Origin of the sequence: Orrella marina (assembly GCF_003058465.1) — a bacterium.
Classification (GTDB): domain Bacteria; phylum Pseudomonadota; class Gammaproteobacteria; order Burkholderiales; family Burkholderiaceae_B; genus Algicoccus; species Algicoccus marinus.
Genome location: NZ_CP028901.1, coordinates 3633091 through 3654327, shown reverse-complemented (window position 1 = coordinate 3654327; position 21237 = coordinate 3633091). Strand labels below are relative to the sequence as shown.

18 protein-coding genes and 1 other RNA gene are annotated in these 21237 nt (G+C 55.6%); 5 read left to right on the top strand and 14 right to left on the bottom strand.

The genetic code is table 11. The features are described from left to right. From DBV39_RS16665 to DBV39_RS19600, 8 genes are all read right to left on the bottom strand, one after another. Positions 1-1341 (bottom strand): ATP-binding protein, encoded by a 1341-nt coding sequence (locus DBV39_RS16665; RefSeq protein WP_108622503.1) that lies wholly within the window; start codon positions 1339-1341, stop codon positions 1-3. Continuing rightward, positions 1338-2060: a response regulator gene (locus tag DBV39_RS16660; protein ID WP_108622502.1), complete on the bottom strand. Its 723-nt coding sequence runs from the start codon at positions 2058-2060 to the stop codon at positions 1338-1340. Before DBV39_RS16660 ends, DBV39_RS16665 begins: the two co-directional genes overlap by 4 nt. 38 nt (positions 2061-2098) lie before the next feature. Continuing rightward, positions 2099-2605 carry a cytochrome b gene (locus DBV39_RS16655; protein WP_108622501.1) on the bottom strand — a complete coding sequence of 169 codons (507 nt, stop codon included), beginning with the start codon at positions 2603-2605 and terminating at the stop codon, positions 2099-2101. A 318-nt stretch (positions 2606-2923) separates the two neighbouring features. Then, a complete protein-coding gene (locus DBV39_RS16650) occupies positions 2924-5272 on the bottom strand; it encodes a YgiQ family radical SAM protein (RefSeq protein WP_108623338.1) in 2349 nt (782 codons plus the stop codon). A gap of 345 nt (positions 5273-5617) precedes the next feature. Next, complete coding sequence (locus DBV39_RS16645) at positions 5618-5869, bottom strand: GlsB/YeaQ/YmgE family stress response membrane protein (protein ID WP_108622500.1); 252 nt, start codon at positions 5867-5869, stop codon at positions 5618-5620. 143 nt (positions 5870-6012) lie between these two features. Next, complete coding sequence (gene cuyB, locus DBV39_RS16640; protein ID WP_108622499.1) at positions 6013-6717, bottom strand: cysteate racemase; 705 nt, start codon at positions 6715-6717, stop codon at positions 6013-6015. A gap of 155 nt (positions 6718-6872) precedes the next feature. Continuing rightward, on the bottom strand, positions 6873-7883 hold the full coding sequence (cuyA, locus tag DBV39_RS16635; protein WP_108622498.1) for a D-cysteate sulfo-lyase: 1011 nt from the start codon (positions 7881-7883) through the stop codon (positions 6873-6875). Positions 7884-8226: 343 nt separating this feature from the next. Next, positions 8227-8487 (bottom strand): hypothetical protein, encoded by a 261-nt coding sequence (locus DBV39_RS19600; protein ID WP_159079010.1) that lies wholly within the window; start codon positions 8485-8487, stop codon positions 8227-8229. A 113-nt stretch (positions 8488-8600) separates the two neighbouring features. On the opposite strand from DBV39_RS19600, the gene DBV39_RS16630 reads away from it, so the two are divergent. The 3 genes from DBV39_RS16630 (at position 8601) to DBV39_RS16620 (ending at position 14223) form a co-directional block, all read left to right on the top strand. Then, on the top strand, positions 8601-12239 hold the full coding sequence (locus DBV39_RS16630; RefSeq protein WP_108622497.1) for a DEAD/DEAH box helicase: 3639 nt from the start codon (positions 8601-8603) through the stop codon (positions 12237-12239). Between the two features lie 56 nt (positions 12240-12295). Then, complete coding sequence (locus DBV39_RS19595) at positions 12296-12445, top strand: hypothetical protein (RefSeq protein ID WP_159079009.1); 150 nt, start codon at positions 12296-12298, stop codon at positions 12443-12445. 551 nt (positions 12446-12996) lie between these two features. Then, positions 12997-14223 (top strand): ISL3 family transposase, encoded by a 1227-nt coding sequence (locus DBV39_RS16620; RefSeq protein WP_108622495.1) that lies wholly within the window; start codon positions 12997-12999, stop codon positions 14221-14223. 64 nt (positions 14224-14287) lie between these two features. On the opposite strand, the gene ssrA is transcribed toward DBV39_RS16620, so the two are convergent. The 6 genes from ssrA to DBV39_RS16590 form a co-directional block, all read right to left on the bottom strand. Continuing rightward, positions 14288-14649: a transfer-messenger RNA gene (gene ssrA, locus DBV39_RS16615) on the bottom strand. Positions 14650-14739: 90 nt separating this feature from the next. After that, positions 14740-15138: an OsmC family protein gene (locus DBV39_RS16610; RefSeq protein ID WP_108622494.1), complete on the bottom strand. Its 399-nt coding sequence runs from the start codon at positions 15136-15138 to the stop codon at positions 14740-14742. A 90-nt stretch (positions 15139-15228) separates the two neighbouring features. Next, positions 15229-15969: an amino acid ABC transporter ATP-binding protein gene (locus tag DBV39_RS16605; protein ID WP_108622493.1), complete on the bottom strand. Its 741-nt coding sequence runs from the start codon at positions 15967-15969 to the stop codon at positions 15229-15231. An 18-nt stretch (positions 15970-15987) separates the two neighbouring features. Continuing rightward, a complete protein-coding gene (locus DBV39_RS16600; RefSeq protein WP_227870938.1) occupies positions 15988-17016 on the bottom strand; it encodes an amino acid ABC transporter permease in 1029 nt (342 codons plus the stop codon). A 71-nt stretch (positions 17017-17087) separates the two neighbouring features. Further along, positions 17088-18257 carry an amino acid ABC transporter permease gene (locus DBV39_RS16595; protein ID WP_108622491.1) on the bottom strand — a complete coding sequence of 390 codons (1170 nt, stop codon included), beginning with the start codon at positions 18255-18257 and terminating at the stop codon, positions 17088-17090. A gap of 119 nt (positions 18258-18376) precedes the next feature. Then, complete coding sequence (locus DBV39_RS16590; RefSeq protein WP_108622490.1) at positions 18377-19393, bottom strand: amino acid ABC transporter substrate-binding protein; 1017 nt, start codon at positions 19391-19393, stop codon at positions 18377-18379. Positions 19394-19639: 246 nt separating this feature from the next. Here DBV39_RS16590 and ftsE point away from each other — a divergent pair, with 246 nt between their 5' ends. Beyond that, positions 19640-20314: a cell division ATP-binding protein FtsE gene (gene ftsE / locus DBV39_RS16585; RefSeq protein ID WP_108622489.1), complete on the top strand. Its 675-nt coding sequence runs from the start codon at positions 19640-19642 to the stop codon at positions 20312-20314. Next, on the top strand, positions 20311-21219 hold the full coding sequence (locus DBV39_RS16580) for a cell division protein FtsX (protein WP_108622488.1): 909 nt from the start codon (positions 20311-20313) through the stop codon (positions 21217-21219). The genes ftsE and DBV39_RS16580 overlap by 4 nt, the downstream gene beginning before the upstream one ends. The last annotated feature ends 18 nt before the right edge of the window (positions 21220-21237 follow it).

Here is a 21237-nt window from a genome sequence, read left to right as displayed (position 1 = left end):
TCAGCGTATCGGAAGCACCATCATGGCACGCAATCCACCTTCAGGCCGGTTGAACAATTGCACGCTGCCACCGTGACTTTGTGCCACCAGCCGGACAATCGCCAGACCAAGTCCGGAACCGCCCGTCTCGCGCGAGCGTGACTCCTCCAACCGGAAAAAAGGATCGAACACTGCTTCAATTTTATCGACCGCAATGCCCTGCCCCTGATCATCGACAGAAATCATGATGTCCTGCCCCTGCTGACGCAAACTGACGTGAGCGCAGTTGCCATACTTGATTGCGTTGTCGACCAGGTTACGCAAAGCTCGCTGCAGTGCGATGGGTCTGCCCCGAAAGCGCATCTGATCTGGCACGTCCACCGTCACTTGTTCGTCGTAGCTGAAATCATCTGCAACGCTTTCAATCAACGCGACAAGATCAACCATCTGTAGCGGTTCATCGACCGAGCGTCCTCGCAGAAAGTCGAGCGTATCGTCGATCAGGCTCTGCATCTCGTTGACATCGCGCTCGATATCAACGCGCAGATTGTTGTCCGGGAGCATCTCGGCACGCAAACGCAGACGCGTCACCGGGGTTTTAAGGTCATGAGACACAGCTGCGAGGAATCGCTCGCGCTCCTCGATGCCATCACGAATGCGCTTTTGCATGGTGTTAAAAGCACGTGCAGCTTCCTGTACCTCGCTCGGACCACTCACGTCCAGCTGAGGATGCCTGAGGTCCTGAGCCACGCCATGTGCAGCCTGTGCCAGCCTGGTCAGTGGCTTGACGGTGTTGCGAGCGACAATCATCACCAGCAAAATGATCACCAGCAGCATGGCGACCAATCCCATCAGCAGATGCCAGGGCTGGCCCAGCACTTCTTCGGGCGGCGCACCGGTCACTTGCAGCAGTTGACCGTCCGAGAGTTCGAGTTCAACCACGAATCTGAGATCCCCCATCGCAGGAACATGCAGAAGGCGCCACTTGACGTCTCGACCCATTGCACGCTCGAGTTCATCGGAGAACCGGAAAACCAGCGAGTCGCGCCCACTCGAAATCTCCTGGTCGGGACTGGCATGCCCGGTATCCGCACCAGCGGCTTCAGATGGCTGGAGTGCCAGCACCATTCTGGATCGGGATAACGCTGACACCAGGCCTGGCCGGACAACTTCAGGCTGAGAATTGATCGTCCGGTAGACAGCAGCGATCTGTTGTGCAAACTCTGACGTCATCGTCTGACTGATCAGGCTGAACCGCTCCGACAGGTGCAGACTTGCCCCGATCAGCTGCGCCCCAATCACCCCTGCCGTGAGTATCAAGACGATGCGCCCGTACAGCGAGCGCGGCAACCAGGCTCTCATTCAGACTCGACCCGTGTCGCCAACACGTACCCCTGACCCCGTATGGTCTTGATCAAGGCGGGCTCCTTGCCTGCATCATTGAGTCGTCTGCGCAAGCGACCAATGAGCACATCAACACTGCGATCAAATGGCATACTCTCTCGGCCAGAAACCAGTTCGAGCAACTGATCCCGGGACAGGACAACATTTGGATGTTCAAGGAATACCCGCAACAGACGGAACTCAGCACCTGACAGTGGGACGACCAGGCCATCGGCAGCCGTCATATTGCGTGTGACCACATCTAGCGACCATCCTCCGAACCGGTACGCACTGACATCCGGGTCAACTGACTGAAGCGGTAGTGATTTTGCACGCCTGAGCACACTGCGAATTCTGGCCAGTAGTTCGCGTGGACTGAATGGCTTGGCAAGATAGTCGTCCGCCCCCATCTCAAGGCCCACGATGCGATCGACTTCCGAGCCACGGGCGGTCAGCATGAGCACAGGAATGTTTGAACGAATGCGCAATGTCCGGCAAAGCGACAACCCGTCCTCACCAGGCAGCATGAGGTCCAGCACGACCAGATCGATCTGATACTCATCGAGCGCCTTGCGCATGGCCCGCCCCTCACCCACATCCGTGACCCGATAACCGGACTGCGTCAAATATTCTTGCAGTAGCCGGCGTATTTCTCGGTCGTCATCAACGATCAGGATGTGTTCCGGATGGTCACTCATATCGGCACCCAAAGTGTCACTGTTTCACCGATCTATGGCTACTTGCCAATCCCCATGTGAGCCATCAGTCGGTCTCTCAGAAAGAACTGATGATACAAGGCTCCCGCAACATGCAGCGCAACCAGGCCCATGACCACTTTTGTGAGGATGCCGTGCACCTTGCGTGGCAGGAATTCCATGAAATCTGCCGGCAAAGAACCTGAACCGAACACTGCTTCGAAGGCACCGCTCTGAAACGCGAGCACCGTCCCACTGATGACCAGCAACAAAATCCCCAGATTCATCGCCATGCGAACGATCCGGGCAAGCTTGTGACCGATGACGGGGGGTGGAACTGGATGGCGACCACGTAGCCAGAAACGCCACAGAACCAGAAGCCCGGCGAATCCACCGATCAGCATGTGAATGCGCAAGTTTCCGACTTTTTCCGGGGTATTGGGCAATTCCGCGAGTATGAATGTGCCGGTGATCAGAAGAAAAACAATGGCTAACGCCGAGAACCAGTGAACGAGAATCTGGCTGGTGGCGTAACGAAACTGTCGCATGCTGCACCCCTTTGTTGTAGTCAGTCAGTCTGGACCATTGTCCCGTGCTGTCGACTCTTTGTGGGGGCATCTTGGTAACGTACTGTGACAACAGGTACGGCAGACAAACAGCGTCACAATAAAATGGTTCCTGCGTTACATCACCCTGATGCTTGCAGCTAAGGAACGCACCCTGTCTCACAGGAAGAATCTGGCGAACAAGGAACCGGCTGTCCCTGCCGAGAAGCAGGTTCCTTCCTGCCTGATGGAGCGGCCGGTCCTGAAAAACGGGGAACCTGACAAGTCAAACCGGCTCCGCAGGTTTGACTAATCTTCGACTTACCTCTTTCGGGGCGGCAGTCCTGTATGCTGGGTCAACAGTCGCCCCTGCCTGACCCCTGAACCGACGGTGGGTCTGACAGAACGCATCGTCTGCGCAGCCTTCGCGCCCGTACTGTTCTTACGACGCGCCGCCTGATAGCCGCCATCCGTTCTGGGCTGATGAAATGGCACCAGGTGTTTCTTGCCATTGCCGATCAAGTCAGCGCGTCCCATTGCCTTGAGCGCATCTCGCAGCAATGGCCAGTTATTGGGATCGTGATATCGCAAGAAGGCTTTGTGCAGACGTCTGCGGCGGTCCCCGCGAACGATGTCCACTTTCTCGCTTTCACGCGTGACCTTGCCGAGCGGATTGCGTCCGGAGTGGTACATCGCCGTGGCGGTTGCCATGGGACTAGGATAAAAGGTCTGCACCTGATCAGCCCGAAAGCCGTTTCGCTTGAGCCACATTGCAAGATTCATCATGTCCTCATCGCTTGTTCCCGGGTGGGCTGCGATGAAATACGGAACCAGAAACTGCTTTTTACCAGCCTGCGCACTGAACTTGTCAAACAACTGTTTGAATTTGTCGTAGCTGCCAATGCCCGGCTTCATCATCTTGGACAGCGGCCCCATCTCGGTATGCTCGGGTGCAATTTTCAAGTATCCACCCACATGATGGGTAACGAGCTCTCGCACATAGTCGGGCGACTTCACCGCCAGGTCGTAACGTAACCCGGAACTGATGAGAATCTTCTTGACCCCCTTGAGTCCGCGCGCGCGCTGATACATGTGAATCAGCGAGCTGTGATCCGTGTTCAGGTTCTGGCAGATATCGGGATACACGCAGCTTGGCTTGCGACAGGCTGACTCGATCTCCGGACTCTTGCATCCAATACGGTACATGTTCGCGGTCGGTCCACCCAGGTCCGATATGACACCAGTGAAACCGGGCACCCGGTCACGTATGTCTTCGATCTCGCGGATGATCGAGTCTTCGCTGCGGCTCTGGATGATACGGCCTTCGTGCTCGGTGATGGAACAGAACGTACACCCCCCGAAGCAGCCTCGCATGATATTGACGCTAAAGCGGATCATCTCCCATGCCGGAATCTTGGTCTCACCGTCATGACTACCGTTCTGGTCGGCATACACCGGATGAGGACTGCGAGCGTACGGGAGGTCAAACACAAGATCCATTTCTGGCGTTGTCAGAGGAATCGGCGGTGGATTGATCCAGACATCCCGGGCAGTACGGCCGGTGCCGTGAGCCTGCACGATGGCGCGCGCGTTGCCAGGGTTGGTTTCCAGGTGCAACACGCGATTGGCATGCGCGTATAAAACTGCATCCGACTTGACCTGTTCATAAGATGGCAGGCGTATCACGCTGCGGTCTCGGGGCGGGACTCTGAACTTGCCGTTGCCACCCAGACCCTTCAACGAAGGGTTGCGCTGAAACACAAGTGGTGACTCGGATGTCAGACCAGGCGGCTTCACCGCATTCTCGGCATTGGCTGCATCAGCAACTGCACGCGCCTCATCTTCTCTTGCGCAACTCTGACCCTGCTCAAGCGCCTGCTCGCTGATCATAAGGTACGGATTGACATGGGCTTCGACACGCCCCGGGGTGTCGACGCTCGTGGAATTGATTTCGAACCAGCCCTCAGGCGTTTCACGTCGCGCAAAAGCAGTACCCCGAACGTCTGTAATCTGATGGATCGGTTCCTTTGCCGCGAGACGATGTGCAATCTCGACCACGGCACGTTCGGCGTTGCCATAGAGCAGAAGATCGCACTTGCTGTCGACCACGATTGAGCGACGCACCTTGTCAGACCAGTAATCGTAGTGTGCAATCCGGCGCAACGACCCTTCAATCCCGCCCAGCACGACAGGAACGTCCTTGAACGCTTCCTTGCAGCGCTGGGTGTAAACGATCGCCGCCCGGTCGGGACGCTTGCCACCGACATCACCGGGTGTGTACGCATCATCGCTACGCATCTTGCGATCAGCCGTATAGCGGTTGATCATCGAGTCCATGTTGCCAGCTGTCACCCCGAAGAACAAGTTGGGCTTGCCCAGCACTTTGAAGGGGTCTGCACTCTGCCAGTCAGGCTGCGCAATGATGCCGACGCGAAACCCCTGGTTTTCCAGCATGCGACCGATGACCGCCATCCCGAAACTCGGGTGATCGACGTACGCATCGCCCGTCACGACGATGATGTCACAACTGTCCCAGCCGAGCTGGTTCATCTCTTCCCGACTCATGGGCAGGAATGGCGCCACACCGAACCGCTCGGCCCAGTACTTTCGGTAGCTGCTCAGCGGTTTGGCATTTCGTGGAAAAAAAGAAACGTCGGTATAGGCGGTCATGTCGATCACGCAGACTTTGAAAGGGGCGGGCGAAGTTGCCGCGGGCAAGCAAGCGCATCGCGACTCATTGATCGCAAAAACTGGCTGCTAAGGGATTGTCACGACAACAGGTTTCTCATAAACCCGAGCGCAATGAGGCATCAGAACGGATTGTAACGGGTGATTTGCGAGGAGACAGGATTCTCCCCGCGTGACGATAGCATCACAAGGCTCACATCCACACTGAGCAGGCAGCGGTCGACCTTATCCGAGCCGGTTTCAGAACGTCTGCTACGCACGCTCGACGGATAGGCCCATGCAGGGAAACACTCCACCCCGCCGCCCTGTCTGCTCAGACAGGGACCATCATCTTCTAAAGATTCCGAGCTTGCCGAGAATGAAAATCAGCAAAACAGCCCCGGCGACCGACACCAGAAACCGTCCGATCCCGCCTGCTGCCGAGACACCAAGCAGCCCCGCCACCCAGAACCCGAGGGCCGAACCCCCTATGCCGATCAGAACATTGGCGATGATCCCCATCTGGGCGTCCGTACTCATGATCTTGCTGGCAACCCAGCCCACAATACCGCCAATGATCAAACTGATGATGAAGCTCATGGACATTCTCCGAAAAGTGTTGACACTCGAGCACCAACCCGAAGTGCTGTCGACTCAGGTGTGTTGCTACTCGCACAGCCCTGTCTCAGGATACAGGACCGTCAGCCACATCAATCGCATCAACTGTCATGCAAACCCACGGATCAGGCGCGATCACGGATCTGCTCCCAAAGCTGGATCGTTGCACGCGCAAGCGCCTCGGTCGAGTCGACACAATGCTGGTCGAACTCACCCGACAGACCCGCTACCGCAATAGGCGCTTCAGTACAGGCAAGAATCACTTTCCTGGCGCCCTGGCTCAGAAGATGCTCGATGGTGACCTTCATCATCTGGGCAGACTCAGCAACTCTTCCAGCCTTCACCAAGGCAATCGACGGGAGCATGTACCGTTTGACTACGTCTTCTGACGGCAAAACGACTCGACGGTGGCGCTGCTCTAGCTGCGTCTGGAACAATCCGCTTGCCAGCGTAGCCTGCGTTGCAATCAACGCGACCGGATCACCATCGACCGTTTCAGCGATGACATGGTCACACGTCACGTCAATGATTGAGGGAAATGGCAACGCGCAACCCTCGGTCAATGCGCCGTGCCAGTAGTGCGCCGTGTTGCAGGGCATCACCAGTGCAGTCGCTCCTGCACCGATCAGACGATCCCGGATGTCAATCAGTCTGGGTACGGGTGACTCCCCTGCAGCCAGTATGGCAGCGGGTCGCCCGGGAATGCGAGGGTCGTTACTGATCAGCAGCGGCACATGCTCCTCGTCATGTTCGGCCGCGGTGAGCATCACCACCTTCTGCACAAAATCTGCCGTGGCAAGCGGCCCCATCCCACCAATCACCCCGATCATCTCACCCTCCGGTTCTCCTGCTCGTCATCACCTCGAACTTGCACTCGCTGCGGGTCGCTGTTGCCGGACAGTTTTCTGGCGTGTGGCTTCACTGCCTGCATCCAGAACATGTGAAACCAGCATCCATGCTTGCCCGGCAAACTGCCGACCTGCTCCTAAACGGGCTCCAGTCCAGTGAATGCATGCATGTACCCGAACAGTCCAACCGATCCGCCCGTATGAAGGAAGACGACGTTCTGACCCTTTTTGAAATGTCCTTTGCGACATAGATCGATCAAACCGGCCATGCCTTTGCCGGAGTAGACCGGATCGAGCAGAATGCCCTCCAGGCGTGCCAGCATGGTGACCGCTTCAATCATGCCAGGTGTGGGCTTGCCGTATCCCTCACCGATGTAATCGCAGTTGGCGAACACGTTCTCTCGTTCGATCGCATTCGGCAAACCCAGCAGCTCGCACGTTTGCTGTGCGAGCTCGAACACCCGTGCTTCCTGCGCTTCTTTGGGAGCTCGCACACCGACTCCGTAAACCGGGATCTGTGATCTCGAACCGTAAAGTCCTGTGACCAGGCCCGCCTGGGTGCCCGCACTGCCGGTGGCATGCACCAGGCTGTCGATCGCCAGCCCCATGTTGTTGGCCTGATCCATCAACTCGAGCGCGCAGGTCACATAACCTAGCGCGCCGATCGCATTGGAACCGCCACCCGGAATGACATAGGGCTTTAAACCTTTGTTACCCAGCTCTTCGGCCAGCGTGGCCATCGCCGCGTTCATGTCGGTATCAGCCGACACCTCAGATACGTGGGCGCCATAAAGATGGTCAAGAAACACATTGCCTGAGTGCTTGTAATCCTCGACCGTGTAACCGGTCCGGTCTTCAAGGATGATGTCACAACGCATGCCCATCTTTGCAGCAATCGCCGCGGTCTGACGAGCGTGGTTGGACTGAGTCGCACCCTGCGTGATGATGGTATCGGCACCCTTTTGCTGCGCATCGGCCATCAGGTACTCAAGTTTGCGTGTCTTGTTTCCACCACTGGCAAGCCCGGTGCAGTCGTCCCGTTTGATCCAGAGATTCGGCCCACCTAACGCTTCGGTCAGGCGCTTCATCGGCTCAAGCGGAGTCGGGCCATGGGTGATACGCACACGCGGGAACTTTGAAAGTTTCATCTGTCATGTCTCCTGGTTGTATGTCGAACCGATGACTTCAAACCACCAGCACACCGGTACCTGGCAAGTGTCCGCTACAAACGCACAGGGTCTCAACAAGGCAGACTCAGCGTATGCACTTTACGTTCCCCACACAAAACTCACGAAATCCGCAAAGCGAAGGGAGCAACCGGACGAAGGCGCAATCTCGTACGCGCGGGCCACCACAGTCAGAGTGAAATACGCACGCCAAGAATCAAGCAAACCTGAAGAGCAGAATAACTCACGCGACCGGTTTCGAGGGGGTAATAATCCTCGCCCGGACATCAGAGGTTAGTGTAGTGAACTGACTGCTTGCCTCACATCACCTTCCGAGCGGCAATCCCGCTGCAGACCAGATCTCGTCGAAGTCCTCGTCAACGCCCCAGCCAATATTGTGATAGCGATGACGCACCTGATCGAGACGCGCCAGAAAAGATGCCTGCCTGCTCTTCGGTAAAGCCAGCACGTATTTCAGACTGGACCGTACCCACAAAGTGGGCTCCTGGGTCGAGCACATGGAGAGCGGCCGCTCCCGCCCATGCGTGGCTGCATTGGCGGCTAGTCTTCTATACTGCTCACTCAACCTGGTGATCCAGCCGCCTGACCCACCCGACCCACCTTACAAAACCTGTCGATCGACCTGTCTGACAGACAGCGCTCGTCACTCCGGAAACACTCAGATACCCAAGCGCCTGTATGTCCACACTCGTTGAAGGAATGCTAAAAGTCGTCATAGACCCCATGTCACTGACTCGGGGCAAGTCCTATGCCCGTGCTGGGCGCGTCAAGTCCTGGGACCTCGCGCCAGACGGCAAAACCATGACGGCCATCGTTCGTGGCAATTCGACCTATCGACAAGTGATCGAGTTCACCTGGTCAGCAAAAGGTATGCTGTCTGACCTGTCAGGCTATTGTTCTTGCCCGGTTGGTTTTAACTGCAAACATGTCGCAGCCGCAATTCTGGTGGCGGATGAAGCAGGTGCCCTATTCAGGGTCACTGGGGAGTCGGCACACCGGAACCCGTCCCGTCAGCAGGCACCGCTCCTCAATTGGAAGTCGCCCGGTTCAGTATCAGCCGGCAAGCACTCAGCGGCCACTCGGTCACAGAGTGGCGCAGCAGCCAATACCCCCAGTACGCCCCAGGCACCAGCGCTCGACAAAGCACTCACGTCATGGCTCACCCAATACGAGAGCCAGCAGTCAAACAGTCTTCGAAACGCGCCGCTAGCAACCGCCCCCAACCAATACCCTTCAACGGTCAAAGACCGGATCTGGTACGTCATCAGCCATGAACAGGATTGCGTCACCATTCTCCCTATGAAAGTGGCAGTACGCAAGAATGGCAGCATAGGAGCCCGCAGAGCGACTCACTATGAGTTCCGAAACATCAATCAAGAGAGCCCGCCCAAGTTCATTCTTCCGGTCGATCTGAGGATTTTTCGGTTACTGAGTTTGTTACGCCGGGACTGGATAGGCAAAGCATGCATTGTCTCGGACGATGAAGAGGGACAAACGCTTTTCAGGCTGGTTCTGGATACTGGCCGCGCCTATTGGGGCGATGAGTACGGCCTGCCGTTACACGCGGACTCCCCGCGCAAGGGTCAATTCGTCTGGCGTGAACTCGGCGAAACGCAGCAGCTGATGGTAAAGGCCGACACCGCCGAAAGTGACGCCAGCACCGGAAGCACCGAGCGACTGGCTCGCAGTGAGTGGCTCAGGCCATTGCCATTGGTTCCAGCCTGGTATCTGGATACAGAGACTGGCAGCTGCGGGATACTGCAGACTGATCATCCTGCGCACCATGTCAAGTGGCTGGCAAGTGCACCGCCCGTGCCTGCAAGCCAGGCAGATCAGATGCTCGCGGCCATGGCACAGGCCAGGATAGATTTGCCACGACCGAAATCAGTGGCACAGAAGTGGATCACTGATATCACACCGGTGCCCGTTCTGACGCTTGGTACGATCAAGGCAAGATCGCTGGACGCAGGCTTGTTTCGGATTTACTCGCCTCCATGGCAACCCGATGAAATTGCACCCGTGCTTCGCCTGGCGTTTGAATACGATGGCCACCGTGTCGCAGCCGAGAGGTCAGATCCCATCATCCAGCATATGGTCGACGGGCAGCTGCTGATCATTGAGCGCCAGCATGAAAGTGAGGACAGGTTTCTGGCCTCACTGGTCGAGCGGGCAAAGGATTGCGAGTTCTACCCGGTCGACTGGTACAACGGACTGATAGACTTGGCCGACTTCAAACCGCAGGACCTGGTGCTCTGGCCGTTTGACAGTGCAAACCCTTTATCCTCCGAGGGAGGAGGGCACCAGGCGCTGGACTTCGTGGAGGATGTCGTGCCGGCACTCAAAGCGCAGGGCTGGCAGGTGACTATAGACCCCACATGGCCATGTCAGGTGTACGAGGGCACACCACAAATCAGTGGTGGCATTCAACAACAAGAAGGTTCCTGGTTCTCTGTAGGATTGAATTACGAAGTCGAAGGACAGGAGTTTGATCTTTTGCCGGTGCTTGTCGATCTGGTTGAATCGATTTCCGAGGACATACTGGAAAATGAACAGGCGCTCCTCAAAGCCCTTGCCGGCAAGCGATTCGTCGCTCGACTGAAGGATGGACGATATACCAGGTTCCCGATTGAACCTCTGATACCGGCTTTACGATTCATTCGGGACTTGAACCAGCAGATGCATGCTGCGCAAGCGGGCACCATCAGCGACCTGGCACAAGCACTGGCTGGTTGCAACATCCCGTTTACCTGCGGACAGGAGCTGCTGACCCTGGGCGCCAGGTTGCGTGATCTGGCAAGTCGCAGCACCAGCCCGACTGAACTCCCCGACCCTCCCCCAAATTTCAAAGGCGACCTGCGTCCCTATCAGAAGACTGGGATGGCCTGGATGCAGGCACTGTCTGACACGGGATTTGGTGGCATTCTGGCCGATGACATGGGCCTCGGAAAAACCGTGCAGACGCTGGCTTTCCTGACAGCCAGAAGACGAGGTTCCAAACAGGGTCTCCTTCAGTCAGTCGATCAGAGTGCGACTACCCTTGAAACGGATAGCTCGCGGACTCAGGATCTCCCTTGTCTGCTGGTCGTGCCCACATCTCTGGTGAGTAACTGGACCCGCGAAGCTGCACGCTTCGTACCTGACATGTCAGTCCTGGCACTACATGGACCCGATAGAAAGCAGTACTTCAACCAGATCACACAACACGATCTCATCATCACAACCTATCCATTGCTGCACAGGGACAACGACATACTGTTTGCGCAAGACTATGACACCGTGATCCTGGATGAAGCCCAGCACGTCAAGAACCCGGCATCGCAAGTGGCCAAACTGGTTCGACAAATACCGAGCAGAAACCGGCTGGCGTTGACCGGGACGCCAATGGAAAACAATCTGGAAGAGTTATGGTGCCTGTTTGACTGGCTGATTCCCGGGTTGCTCGGCAACCGTAAGTCGTTTGGCGAGCGTTTTCGCAAGCCGATTGAGAAAGAGAGAAACCTGATGCGCCAGGCGGCTCTGTCAAAGCGCATCTCCCCCTTTCTCATGCGCCGAACAAAGGATCAAGTTGTCACGGACCTGCCCCCGCGTACTGAAATGACGGAATCCGTGCAACTGACAGGTTCGCAACGCGCCTTGTACGAGACAGTTCGCAGCACCATGCATGAGCGTGTACGGCAGGCGCTCGCTCAAAAGGGACTTGCCAGCAGCAGAATCACGGTCCTGGATGCACTGTTAAAACTACGCCAGGCTTGCTGTGATCCACAGCTTGTGAAGCTGGCCAGTGCGGCGTCGATCACGACAAGTGCCAAGCGCGCCAGACTGATGGAAATGCTTGAATCCCTGGTTGCTGAAGGCAGGCGGGTACTGGTGTTCTCTCAATTCGTGGAAATGCTGAACCTGATCGAAGCTGATATCAAAGCCAGTGGCTGGAGCTACCTGATACTGACAGGACAGACACAGAAGCGTGGAGAGCTTGTCGATGCGTTTCAGGCTGGCAAGGCCTCGATTTTTCTCATCAGCCTGAAAGCCGGTGGCGTAGGTCTGAATCTCACCGCCGCGGACACTGTGATCCTGTATGACCCATGGTGGAATCCCGCCATTGAGCGACAAGCCATGGACCGCGTCCATCGTATTGGTCAAGACAAGCCAGTGTTTGTTCATCGACTGATAGCAGAAGGCACTGTCGAGACCCGAATCGCCGAGATGCAAGCCCGTAAACAGGCATTGATGGACTCGGTATTTGATCCTGACACAGCCAACACGATGGACATGAGTGAAGACGAAATCTTGTCTTTGTTTGCACCGGTTAGTAACTAGGTCTGTCCTGCCTGACCGGATGGGCGACTGCTGTATCTGAATACCACGACTGAAGTGTGCCTGCCGGGCGAGCGATACGTGCAGAAGAACTGAGCATCACCGTGCACGAGGTCAAGGAGAAGATCCACCCGCAGAAGCTGAACTCGGTGCATAACCTGTACTCGGTGATCTCGCAGGTCGCCCAGGAGGCTCCACCCGATGACTGAGATGGTCTGCATGCGCGATCCGGTCAAGACCGCCGGACAGAAGAAAGCCATACTTAGCCACACAAATATGTAAAAGAGGTGCTTGCGCAAGGAACTCCCCTTTTCATTTGTACAACCATACCTGGGCAATCAGCACATGACGCGTGTGTAGCAACTCAAGTGACGCTACTGCTGTGAAACTTCATGTGGGGTTTCTGCGCATGACTCCCCCTGTCTTGCCTGGATTTCAGGCAGAGCCCCCCATACTTCCACAGAACCTCATGAAAGCTCACTGCAGAGAGATTCTTCGAGATGCGGTGACGCCAGGGTTCTGCATTGGTGGCCTCTTTTGAATTTTGAGTGGGTTCGTTGTAGATTTGAAGATCTGATTCGCAGGGGTCAAGGGCAGGTTTTGCCTGACGAAGTGAACCCTTGATGCCTGCGAACCAGTGCCACGCTGGTGACATGGCTGGATGCAGCGTAGCGACCCATCCAGCCATGTCAAACCTTTGAGCGATTTGTCCCTCGTATCTTTCAGATCTGTATTGGTTAGTGTTTCAAGGTAGTCAGTTATGCACGCATCAATTTTCGAATCCGCACTGGGTATCTCTCATCCATGGCACGTCAAGGCAGTCGATTTCGATTCGGCCTGCAAGGTATTGACCATCAAAATTGATTTTGCTGCGGGCACACGCTTTGCTGTACCGGGTGTTGAAGCTGAGCATCCGGTTCACGATACGGTTCCCAAACGCTACCGGCATCTGAATTTCTTTCAGCACGAGTGCTACCTCGAAGTCCGGGTGCCACGCGTTCGAACGCCCGATGGCAAGGTTCGGCAGATCGATCCTCCCTGGGCTGGCAAGCTCAAGGGGTTCACGTTGCTGTTTGAAGCGCTGGTCATGTCCCTTTGCCGGGAGATGCCCTTTGCAGCGGTGGCCCGCCTTGTGAACTCGAGCTGGCACCGTGTGAATGCGATCTGCAAACGTTATGTTGAACTGGCCCTCGCACAGGCGGACTTCTCTGAGGTTAAACGACTGGCCGCAGACGAGACCTCGCGTGCCCGCGGCCATGAATACATCACGCTGATTGCCGATGCGTTTGAGCGTCGAGTGCTCTTTGTCACACAAGGCCGGGGTGCTGACACGATCAAGTCCTTTGCCGAAGACTTCAAGGCGCATGGTGGCGACCCGCTGGCTGTCGAGTCGATCTCGATTGACATGTCACCGGCCTTTATCAAGGGTGTGCTGGTCAACCTGCCCAATGCCACGATCACCTTTGACAAGTTTCACGTCATTGCACACGCCAGTGCGGCGGTCGACAAAATGCGTCGCATCGAACAGCGCAGTGACCCTTCGCTCAAAGGGCTGCGATGGAAGTTGCTCAGGGATCGTGACTCGCTCAAGCCAGAGGCAAAGGCCGACCTCGATGCGCTTGTCGCACAGGTGGCCACCAAGCGTACCTCTCGAGCATGGCTCTACAAGGAGCAATTGCGCGAGATTCTCGATCGCAAGCAGATCCATGTCGTGCGGGCAATGCTTTGGCAATGGACAGTCAATGTCATGCGATCAAAGATCGAGCCGATGAAAGCCGTGGCCAGAATGATCCGATCACATCTTGAAGGGATCGTGGCCTGGGCCAGAACCCGTCAGACCAACGGATTTCTGGAGGCCATCAACGGGTTGTTTCAGGCTGCCAAACGCAAGGCCCGTGGTTACGGAAACTTCGAAACCATCCGGACCGTCGTGTTCATGCTGGCTGGCAAACTCAACTTTGCAAACGTCAACGAACATGCCGCCTAACCCACTCGTTTTTTAAAAGAGCCGAAAAAAAATCCCAACCGATAATGGTTGGGATTCTATGACTTGGTGGAGCCGGGGGAATTGAACCCCCGTCCGCAAGCCCTCTGCAGGCAGTTCTACATGCGTAGTCGATTAATTTTTGATTTAACCTTGGACTTAGCCAACCGACAGGCCGGACCTTGGCGATTCACATCGTTTTAAGAATGCACTGTGTGACCCAGCGAATTCCGATTCTTTGTAAATGACGCTGCTGTGGGTTTCCCCACCTGACCCAAAGACAAATCAGTGCAGCGGCTCACCGCTTAAGCGGCCAGAGCGAAACGCTCGTCGTTGGCGTTTATTGGTTTTCCAGTGGATTTACGAGCGAACTGGTGCTCGGCATGCCCTGCTCTGTTTCGCGACCCACGTCGAATCCGGATCGGCCCCAGAATTACTTAAAGAACAATTATTGTACAGCTTATATGACAGAAGAGACTATCAAAAGTTCAAGCTTCTTGCTCACAGCGTTACTTTTAATCACGATCCCATGACTGACGGCGACACAGCCTCCATCACGATCTCGCGCGAAATCGTCTTGCTAACCGGGCACCTCGCCAGGATTTCGGTCAACCGGTCACGCTGGTCTTGCGGCACCACATCATCAAACTCAATCGCATAACAAAACTTTGCCACCGCTTCGTTTGACCGGTCAAGACTGACCTTCACAGTGGTGTCACCGATCGCTATGTTGTGCTTGTTTCCAGCCATGCGCAAGGTGATGCTCATACAAGCCGCCATCGCAGCCTCAAGCAGATCATGAGGCCCCATTGCCTGGCCTTGACCACCCTTCTCTACTTTCAGATCCGACTCGATCTGGTGTGCTCCAGAAAAAAGCACTGTCCCATAATCCTGCTCTCGCACCTTCGCCGTGATCACTCGCCATTCCCCAATGTTCAGATTGTTATAGGATCAATTCTGACACTGAGGATGACTGTCGGCAATCAGCATCCGGGGATGCTGATTGAATCAATGGAGAATCTGGCTCAGGAACAGCTTGGTTCTCTCGCTCTGCGGGTCATCAAAGAACTTGTCTGGCTCATTCTGTTCGATGATCTCGCCCTGATCCATGAAGATCACCCGGTTGGCCACTTTCCTCGCAAACCCCATTTCGTGTGTCACACACAACATAGTCATGCCAGTCTGTTCCGCAAGTTCGACCATGACGTCCAGCACCTCCTTGACCATTTCAGGATCCAGTGCCGATGTTGGCTCATCAAACAACATGATCTTGGGGTTCATACAGAGTGACCGTGCAATGGCCACCCGCTGTTGCTGTCCACCTGATAACTGACCAGGATACTTGTTGGCCTGTTCTGGAATACGCACACGTTCCAGGTATTTCATCGCCTCCTGCTCAGCCTGCGTTTTGGGAGTCTTGAGTACCCAGATCGGGCCCAGGGTCAGATTCTCCAGGACAGTCAGATGCGGAAAGAGATTAAAGTGCTGAAAGACCATACCCACCTCTCGACGGATGAGCTCGACGTCTTTGACATCGCTGGTCAGCTCGGTTCCATCAATGATGATTTCTCCTTTCTGGTGCTCTTCCAGCCGGTTCAGACACCGGATCAACGTTGACTTGCCGGAGCCGGAAGGCCCGCAGATCACGATCCGCTCCCCTTGAGCGACTTCAAGATTGATGTTCTTCAACACGTGGAACTTGCCATACCACTTGTTGACATTGTGCATCTGGATGAGGGCCTCAGCCATGCAGATTCTCTCCGGTTTCTAACGTTCATGTCCCGTGGACAGGCGGCGCTCGAGCGCCTGACTGTACTTGGACATCGAGTAACAGAACACAAAATAAATGGCCGAAATGAAGATGTAGACCTCCACTCCAAATCCCTGCCAGGCTGGATCGGTCAGAGCAGCCTTCGCAGCGAGCGTCAGATCAAAGATGCCAATGATCACAACGAGCGAAGTGTCCTTGAACATCGCGATAAAGATGCTCACTAGTGGCGGAATCACGATCTTGAGTGCCTGCGGCAGGATGATGAGCCTCATTTGCTGCCAGTAGGTCAAGCCCAGCGAGTCAGCACCTTCATACTGCCCCTTTGGAATAGCCTGCAACCCGCCTCTCACGGTCTCGGCTACATAGGCAGCAGCAAACATGACAATTGCGATGAGCGCCCTGAGCAATTTGTCGATCGTCATGCCTTCGGGCAGGAACAGCGGCAACATCACCGATGACATGAACAGCAGACTGATCAGTGGAACGCCTCGAATCAGCTCGATGTACGTCACACAGAGCGTTTTGATTGCCGGCATGTTGGAGCGACGTCCGAGCGCCAGAACAACACCGAACGGAAATGCCAGGGCAATACCGAATGTGGCAAGGATGAGTGTGACTGGCAATCCACCCCACAGGCTGTTCTCTACGTAAGTAAGCCCTAGAACTCCACCCCACATAAGCACGCCCACAATGGTCATGCCGACGACCCAGACTAGCAAAAGCCAAATGTTCCAGAGCTTTCGCCATGTACTCAGAAGTAGCAAGGCCACCAGAGCAACAACTGCCAGCAAAGGTCGCCACTGTTCAGCGTACGGATAAGTACCAAACAGGATCAGACGATGCTTCTCACCAATAAAAGCCCAGCAGGCTCCTTCGACTTGCCGACACTCCTGACCGCTCTGCGCTGAAAACTTCGCCTGCATGAAAGCCCAGTCAAACAGGGCTGGTATGGCCATCAGAAGCAGCCAGACCGACAGCACAGTCAGAAGGGAGTTGGTCGGTGAATTGAACAGTTGCTCCCGCATCCACACCAGGGGCCTGGCCTTGATGATAGGAGGACGTTCCTGCTCTGTGGTGTTCGATGATGTTGTCATGGTCACCGCTCCACCAGCGCGATACGCTTGTTGTACCAGTTCATGAATACCGAAATGGATAGACTGACCGTCAGATAGGCCGCCATGATGATCATGATGCCTTCAATTGCCTGACCTGTCTGGTTGAGTGTCGTGTTGACGACTGAAACGATGTCTGGATACCCGATCGCAACAGCCAGAGAACTGTTCTTGGTGAGGTTCAGGTACTGGCTAGTCATGGGGGGAATGATGACCCGCAATGCCTGGGGCAACACCACCAGTCTCAGGATCAAACCACGCTTTAGACCCAGAGCGCTGGATGCTTCCCACTGCCCTTTGCCCACGGACTGGATGCCTGAGCGCACAACCTCGGCGATAAATGCCGCCGTGTAGATCACCAATCCGAGAAGAAGCGCTGCAAACTCCGGCGTGATCGTCATTCCTCCGCGAAAGTTGAAGCCTTTCAACTCGGGCACATTGAGCGCGAGATCAGCCCCGCTGATAAACCAGGCCACCAGCGGACAGGCGATAAACAGCACAAGAGCAGGTTTAAGAACAGGAAAGATCTCCCCGGTACGCTCCTGCCTGCGCCTGGCCCAGTTCGCCAGGACGAGCGTGAGCACGATCGCAAGAAACAGGCCCCCGAGTATCCATGTCACGCCAGCACCTTCGAGCGTGGGCATTTTCAACCCTCGGTTCGAGAGAAAGACACCGGGAATCGGGTTGTACGCCTGCCTGGGACCGGGGAAACTTTCAGAGATGATTGCGTACCAGAAGAACAGTTGCAGCAGCAGCGGGATGTTACGCATGACTTCAACGTACACACTCGCCAGTTTGGAGATGAGCCAGTTGCTTGAAAGTCGGGCAATACCAATGATGGTGCCAAGAATGGTGGCGAGAAAGATACCAATGACCGCTGCGCGTAACGTATTGAGCAGCCCAACCGTAAGCGCAGTCGAGTATGTGTCTGCCGGGGTGTAGTCGATGATGCCTTCACCGATGGCAAAACCTGCTTCGCGCGTCAGAAAGTCAAAACCCGTCGCGATATTGCGCGCGGAAAGATTGTGCAGGGTGTTCGAAACCAGGTACCAGATACCACCGGCAACAAACAGGATGGCAAGGATCTGATAGATGACAGACCGGAACTTTGGATCGTTCCAGATCTTCCGGCTAGAACCCGGCTTTCGGGGGATACGGTCTGACTCATGGGCACCGTCTGACTGGAGCCTGCCGTTGTGACAGGCTCCGGGTTTATCGGTTGAATGAAGTTCGGTATGTATCGCCGACCTCAGTCGGCGACACCAAGTCAGCCTTAACGGATAGGCCAGCCGTACATGAGACCACCATCACGCCAGGTAGCGTTCAGGCCTCTTTCGAGTTTCAACGGGCTTTCCTGCCCAACGTTCCGCTCGAAAATCTCGCCGTAGTTACCCACTTGGGAAACGATATTCATGGCCCACTCGTTACCAACGCCGAGGTTCTTGCCCATGCCCGGGGTCACACCCAGAATACGCTGAACGTTCGGGTCGTTGCTCTTGAGCATCTCGTTGACATTCTTCGAGTTGATGCCATATTCCTCGGCCTCGATCATCGCATTCAGTGACCAGCGAACCACATTGAACCAGGCTTCGTCGCCCTGACGCACCATGGGGCCGAGTGGCTCCTTGGAGAAGTCTTCCGGCAAGATGAGGTAGTTGTCAGGATTGGTGAAGGTTGTACGAACAGCTGCCAGCTGCGATTTGTCAGTCGTGAAAGCATCACAACGTCCCGCCACGAAGGCGCGAATCACTTCGTCAAGCTTCTCTACCACTACCGGCTGGAATTCGAGTTTATTACCACGGAACCAGTCCGCCAGATTAAGCTCGGTGGTGGTGCCTGGCTGCACACAAACAGTTGCGCCGTCCAGTTCCTTGGCACTTTTGACACCAATTTCCTTCTTGACCATGATGCCCTGACCATCATAGAAATTCACGCCCGTTCCAGTCAGGCCCAGCGTGGTGTCACGCGTGAGTGTCTGAGTGGTATTACGGGTCAGCACATCCACCTCACCCGACTGCAATGCAGTAAATCGCTGCACGGGCGTCAAGGGTGTCACTTTGAACTTCTCTGCATCACCGAACATGGCCGCTGCGATCGCACGGCACGTATCCACGTCGATTCCCGTCCATTTGCCCTGACTGTCCGGGTTAGAAAACCCCGGGATTCCGGTCGAGACTCCACACTGGACAAATCCCTTTTCCTTGACTGCGTCAAATGTGGGGCCTGCTTGAGCCACACCGGTCACGGCCACCATCGCAGCAGTTACGGCAGCGAGTTTCAATCCTTTCATATTGATCTCCGACGTTAAATGAACCTGCCTAAGTCTGGGGATCGACCAGAGACGACCCCAACGCACTAAGATAGTATCCTCAGGTTTATCTACAGCGCATGGGGGTATTCCCTTTAAGGATTTCCCTCATCGATCCGTTGTCAAACCTGCACATAGCAACGTAAGCAATATTCAGACCAGCTTGGAAAATGGTCGGGAAATGTTAGTGTTGACCCACCTCAAAATGACACAATCCAAAGAATCAAGATGATCGAGTTCGCCCACGTATTCAAGTCCTATTCTTCGGAACATCCGGTCCTGCAGGACGTCACGTTCAGAGTCGGACCCGGTGAATTCGTATTCGTCGCGGGGCCATCCGGCGCGGGCAAGTCAACTCTTCTCAAACTTGTCGCAGGACTCGAACCGCCAAGCAAGGGAAGAATCGAGGTCAATGGCCAGCGACTGGACCAGTTGACACCGCGAGCGACACCCTACCTCAGACGCGCGGTGGGCGTCATCCTGCAGGACACCCATCTGCTGTATGACCGCAGCGCGATCGACAATGTGATGCTTCCTCTGGCCGTCGCCGGCCATCCCCATGCGACAGCGGCAAGCCGCGCCAGGGCAGCACTTCAGAAGGTAGGCTTGTCTGAGAAAGAGCGTGCCAACCCACTCGCGCTATCTGGCGGCGAGCAACAGCGTCTTGCCATTGCCCGAGCAATCGTCAACCGCCCTGCACTCCTGATTGCGGATGAACCGACAGCCAACCTGGATCGTGAAACAGCGCGCAAAGTGATGACAGTCTTCAAGGACTTCAACCAGGTCGGCGTCACAACACTCGTGGCCACCCATGACGAGGACCTCATGGCAGAATTTGCACATCGGGTACTCGTGATCGAACCTGGCCGACTGAGGGATTTTCCTGTTCGGAGAGCATCATGAGACGCTGGCTCGAACATCACCGCTACGCCTTGGCAGTCACGCTCAGACGCCTTGCGATTCAGCCATTTTCTTTCCTGTCGAACCTGGCGGTTCTTTCACTGGTCCTGGCGCTTCCCTTACTTGGTGCATCTGTCCTGGTCTCAGTGCAGCCGCTAAGCAAGGAGATCTCGGCAACACCCGCATTGACTGTCTACATGGAGCCGGATGCAACCAGTGAACAGGCTGAAGAAGTCAATGAGCGAATCCTCAAGGCACAGGATCCAGCAATTGAAAGCGTAGTGCTTGTAGACAAGAACGCAGCCATCCAGGACCTGCAGCGCAATGAAGCCTGGCATCAGGCGCTTGAAGCTCTCGGTGAAAATCCTTTGCCTGACGCGATCGTCGTGCACCTCAAAACCGATGACAACCTCACCCAGATCGCTGATGGACTGGCCAGACAATGGCGAACCTGGGATAACGTCGCGCTGGTGCAGCTCGACAGTATCTGGGTACAACGGCTTGAAGCCCTGCTGCGACTCGGTCGTATCGGACTCTTGCTCATCACACTCATCGTTGCCCTGGTGGTGCTGACAGCAGTATTCAATACCGTGCGCATGCAGGCACTTTCCCAACGTGACGAGATTGCGGTTGCCAGGCTGGTCGGCGCCACGGAGGGCTTTGTCAGACGTCCTTTTCTGTATCAGGGGGCGTTTACATGCGCACTTGCGACCCTGGTCGCTATGCTTTGGACGCAGATGTTTCTGGGGCCACTAAACAGTGCTATCGGTGGGCTGGCCCGGACCTATGACGCATTTTTTGTCCTGCAGATGCCCTCGGGGCCGTTACTGCTTGTTTACCTGTTCTGTGCTTCGCTGATTGGCGCGTTTTCTGCACGGTGGTCCGTCACCCGCACAACACGCTTCTGAACAGGACTTGTAATCGTC

What these genes read in the sequence shown, in the direction of transcription:
- DBV39_RS16665 (WP_108622503.1), bottom strand. Translation starts at nt 1,341, where the DNA reads ATGAGAGCCTGGTTGCCGCGCTCGCTGTACGGGCGCATCGTCTTGATA.
- DBV39_RS16645 (WP_108622500.1), bottom strand. Translation starts at nt 5,869, where the DNA reads ATGAGCTTCATCATCAGTTTGATCATTGGCGGTATTGTGGGCTGGGTT.
- DBV39_RS16630 (WP_108622497.1), top strand. Translation starts at nt 8,601, where the DNA reads ATGTCCACACTCGTTGAAGGAATGCTAAAAGTCGTCATAGACCCCATG.
- DBV39_RS16620 (WP_108622495.1), top strand. Translation starts at nt 12,997, where the DNA reads ATGCACGCATCAATTTTCGAATCCGCACTGGGTATCTCTCATCCATGG.
- DBV39_RS16660 (WP_108622502.1), bottom strand. Translation starts at nt 2,060, where the DNA reads ATGAGTGACCATCCGGAACACATCCTGATCGTTGATGACGACCGAGAA.
- cuyA (WP_108622498.1), bottom strand. Translation starts at nt 7,883, where the DNA reads ATGAAACTTTCAAAGTTCCCGCGTGTGCGTATCACCCATGGCCCGACT.
- cuyB (WP_108622499.1), bottom strand. Translation starts at nt 6,717, where the DNA reads ATGATCGGGGTGATTGGTGGGATGGGGCCGCTTGCCACGGCAGATTTT.
- DBV39_RS16590 (WP_108622490.1), bottom strand. Translation starts at nt 19,393, where the DNA reads ATGAAAGGATTGAAACTCGCTGCCGTAACTGCTGCGATGGTGGCCGTG.
- DBV39_RS16655 (WP_108622501.1), bottom strand. Translation starts at nt 2,605, where the DNA reads ATGCGACAGTTTCGTTACGCCACCAGCCAGATTCTCGTTCACTGGTTC.
- DBV39_RS16605 (WP_108622493.1), bottom strand. Translation starts at nt 15,969, where the DNA reads ATGGCTGAGGCCCTCATCCAGATGCACAATGTCAACAAGTGGTATGGC.
- ftsE (WP_108622489.1), top strand. Translation starts at nt 19,640, where the DNA reads ATGATCGAGTTCGCCCACGTATTCAAGTCCTATTCTTCGGAACATCCG.
- DBV39_RS16580 (WP_108622488.1), top strand. Translation starts at nt 20,311, where the DNA reads ATGAGACGCTGGCTCGAACATCACCGCTACGCCTTGGCAGTCACGCTC.
- DBV39_RS16650 (WP_108623338.1), bottom strand. Translation starts at nt 5,272, where the DNA reads ATGACCGCCTATACCGACGTTTCTTTTTTTCCACGAAATGCCAAACCG.
- DBV39_RS16600 (WP_227870938.1), bottom strand. Translation starts at nt 17,016, where the DNA reads ATGCGGGAGCAACTGTTCAATTCACCGACCAACTCCCTTCTGACTGTG.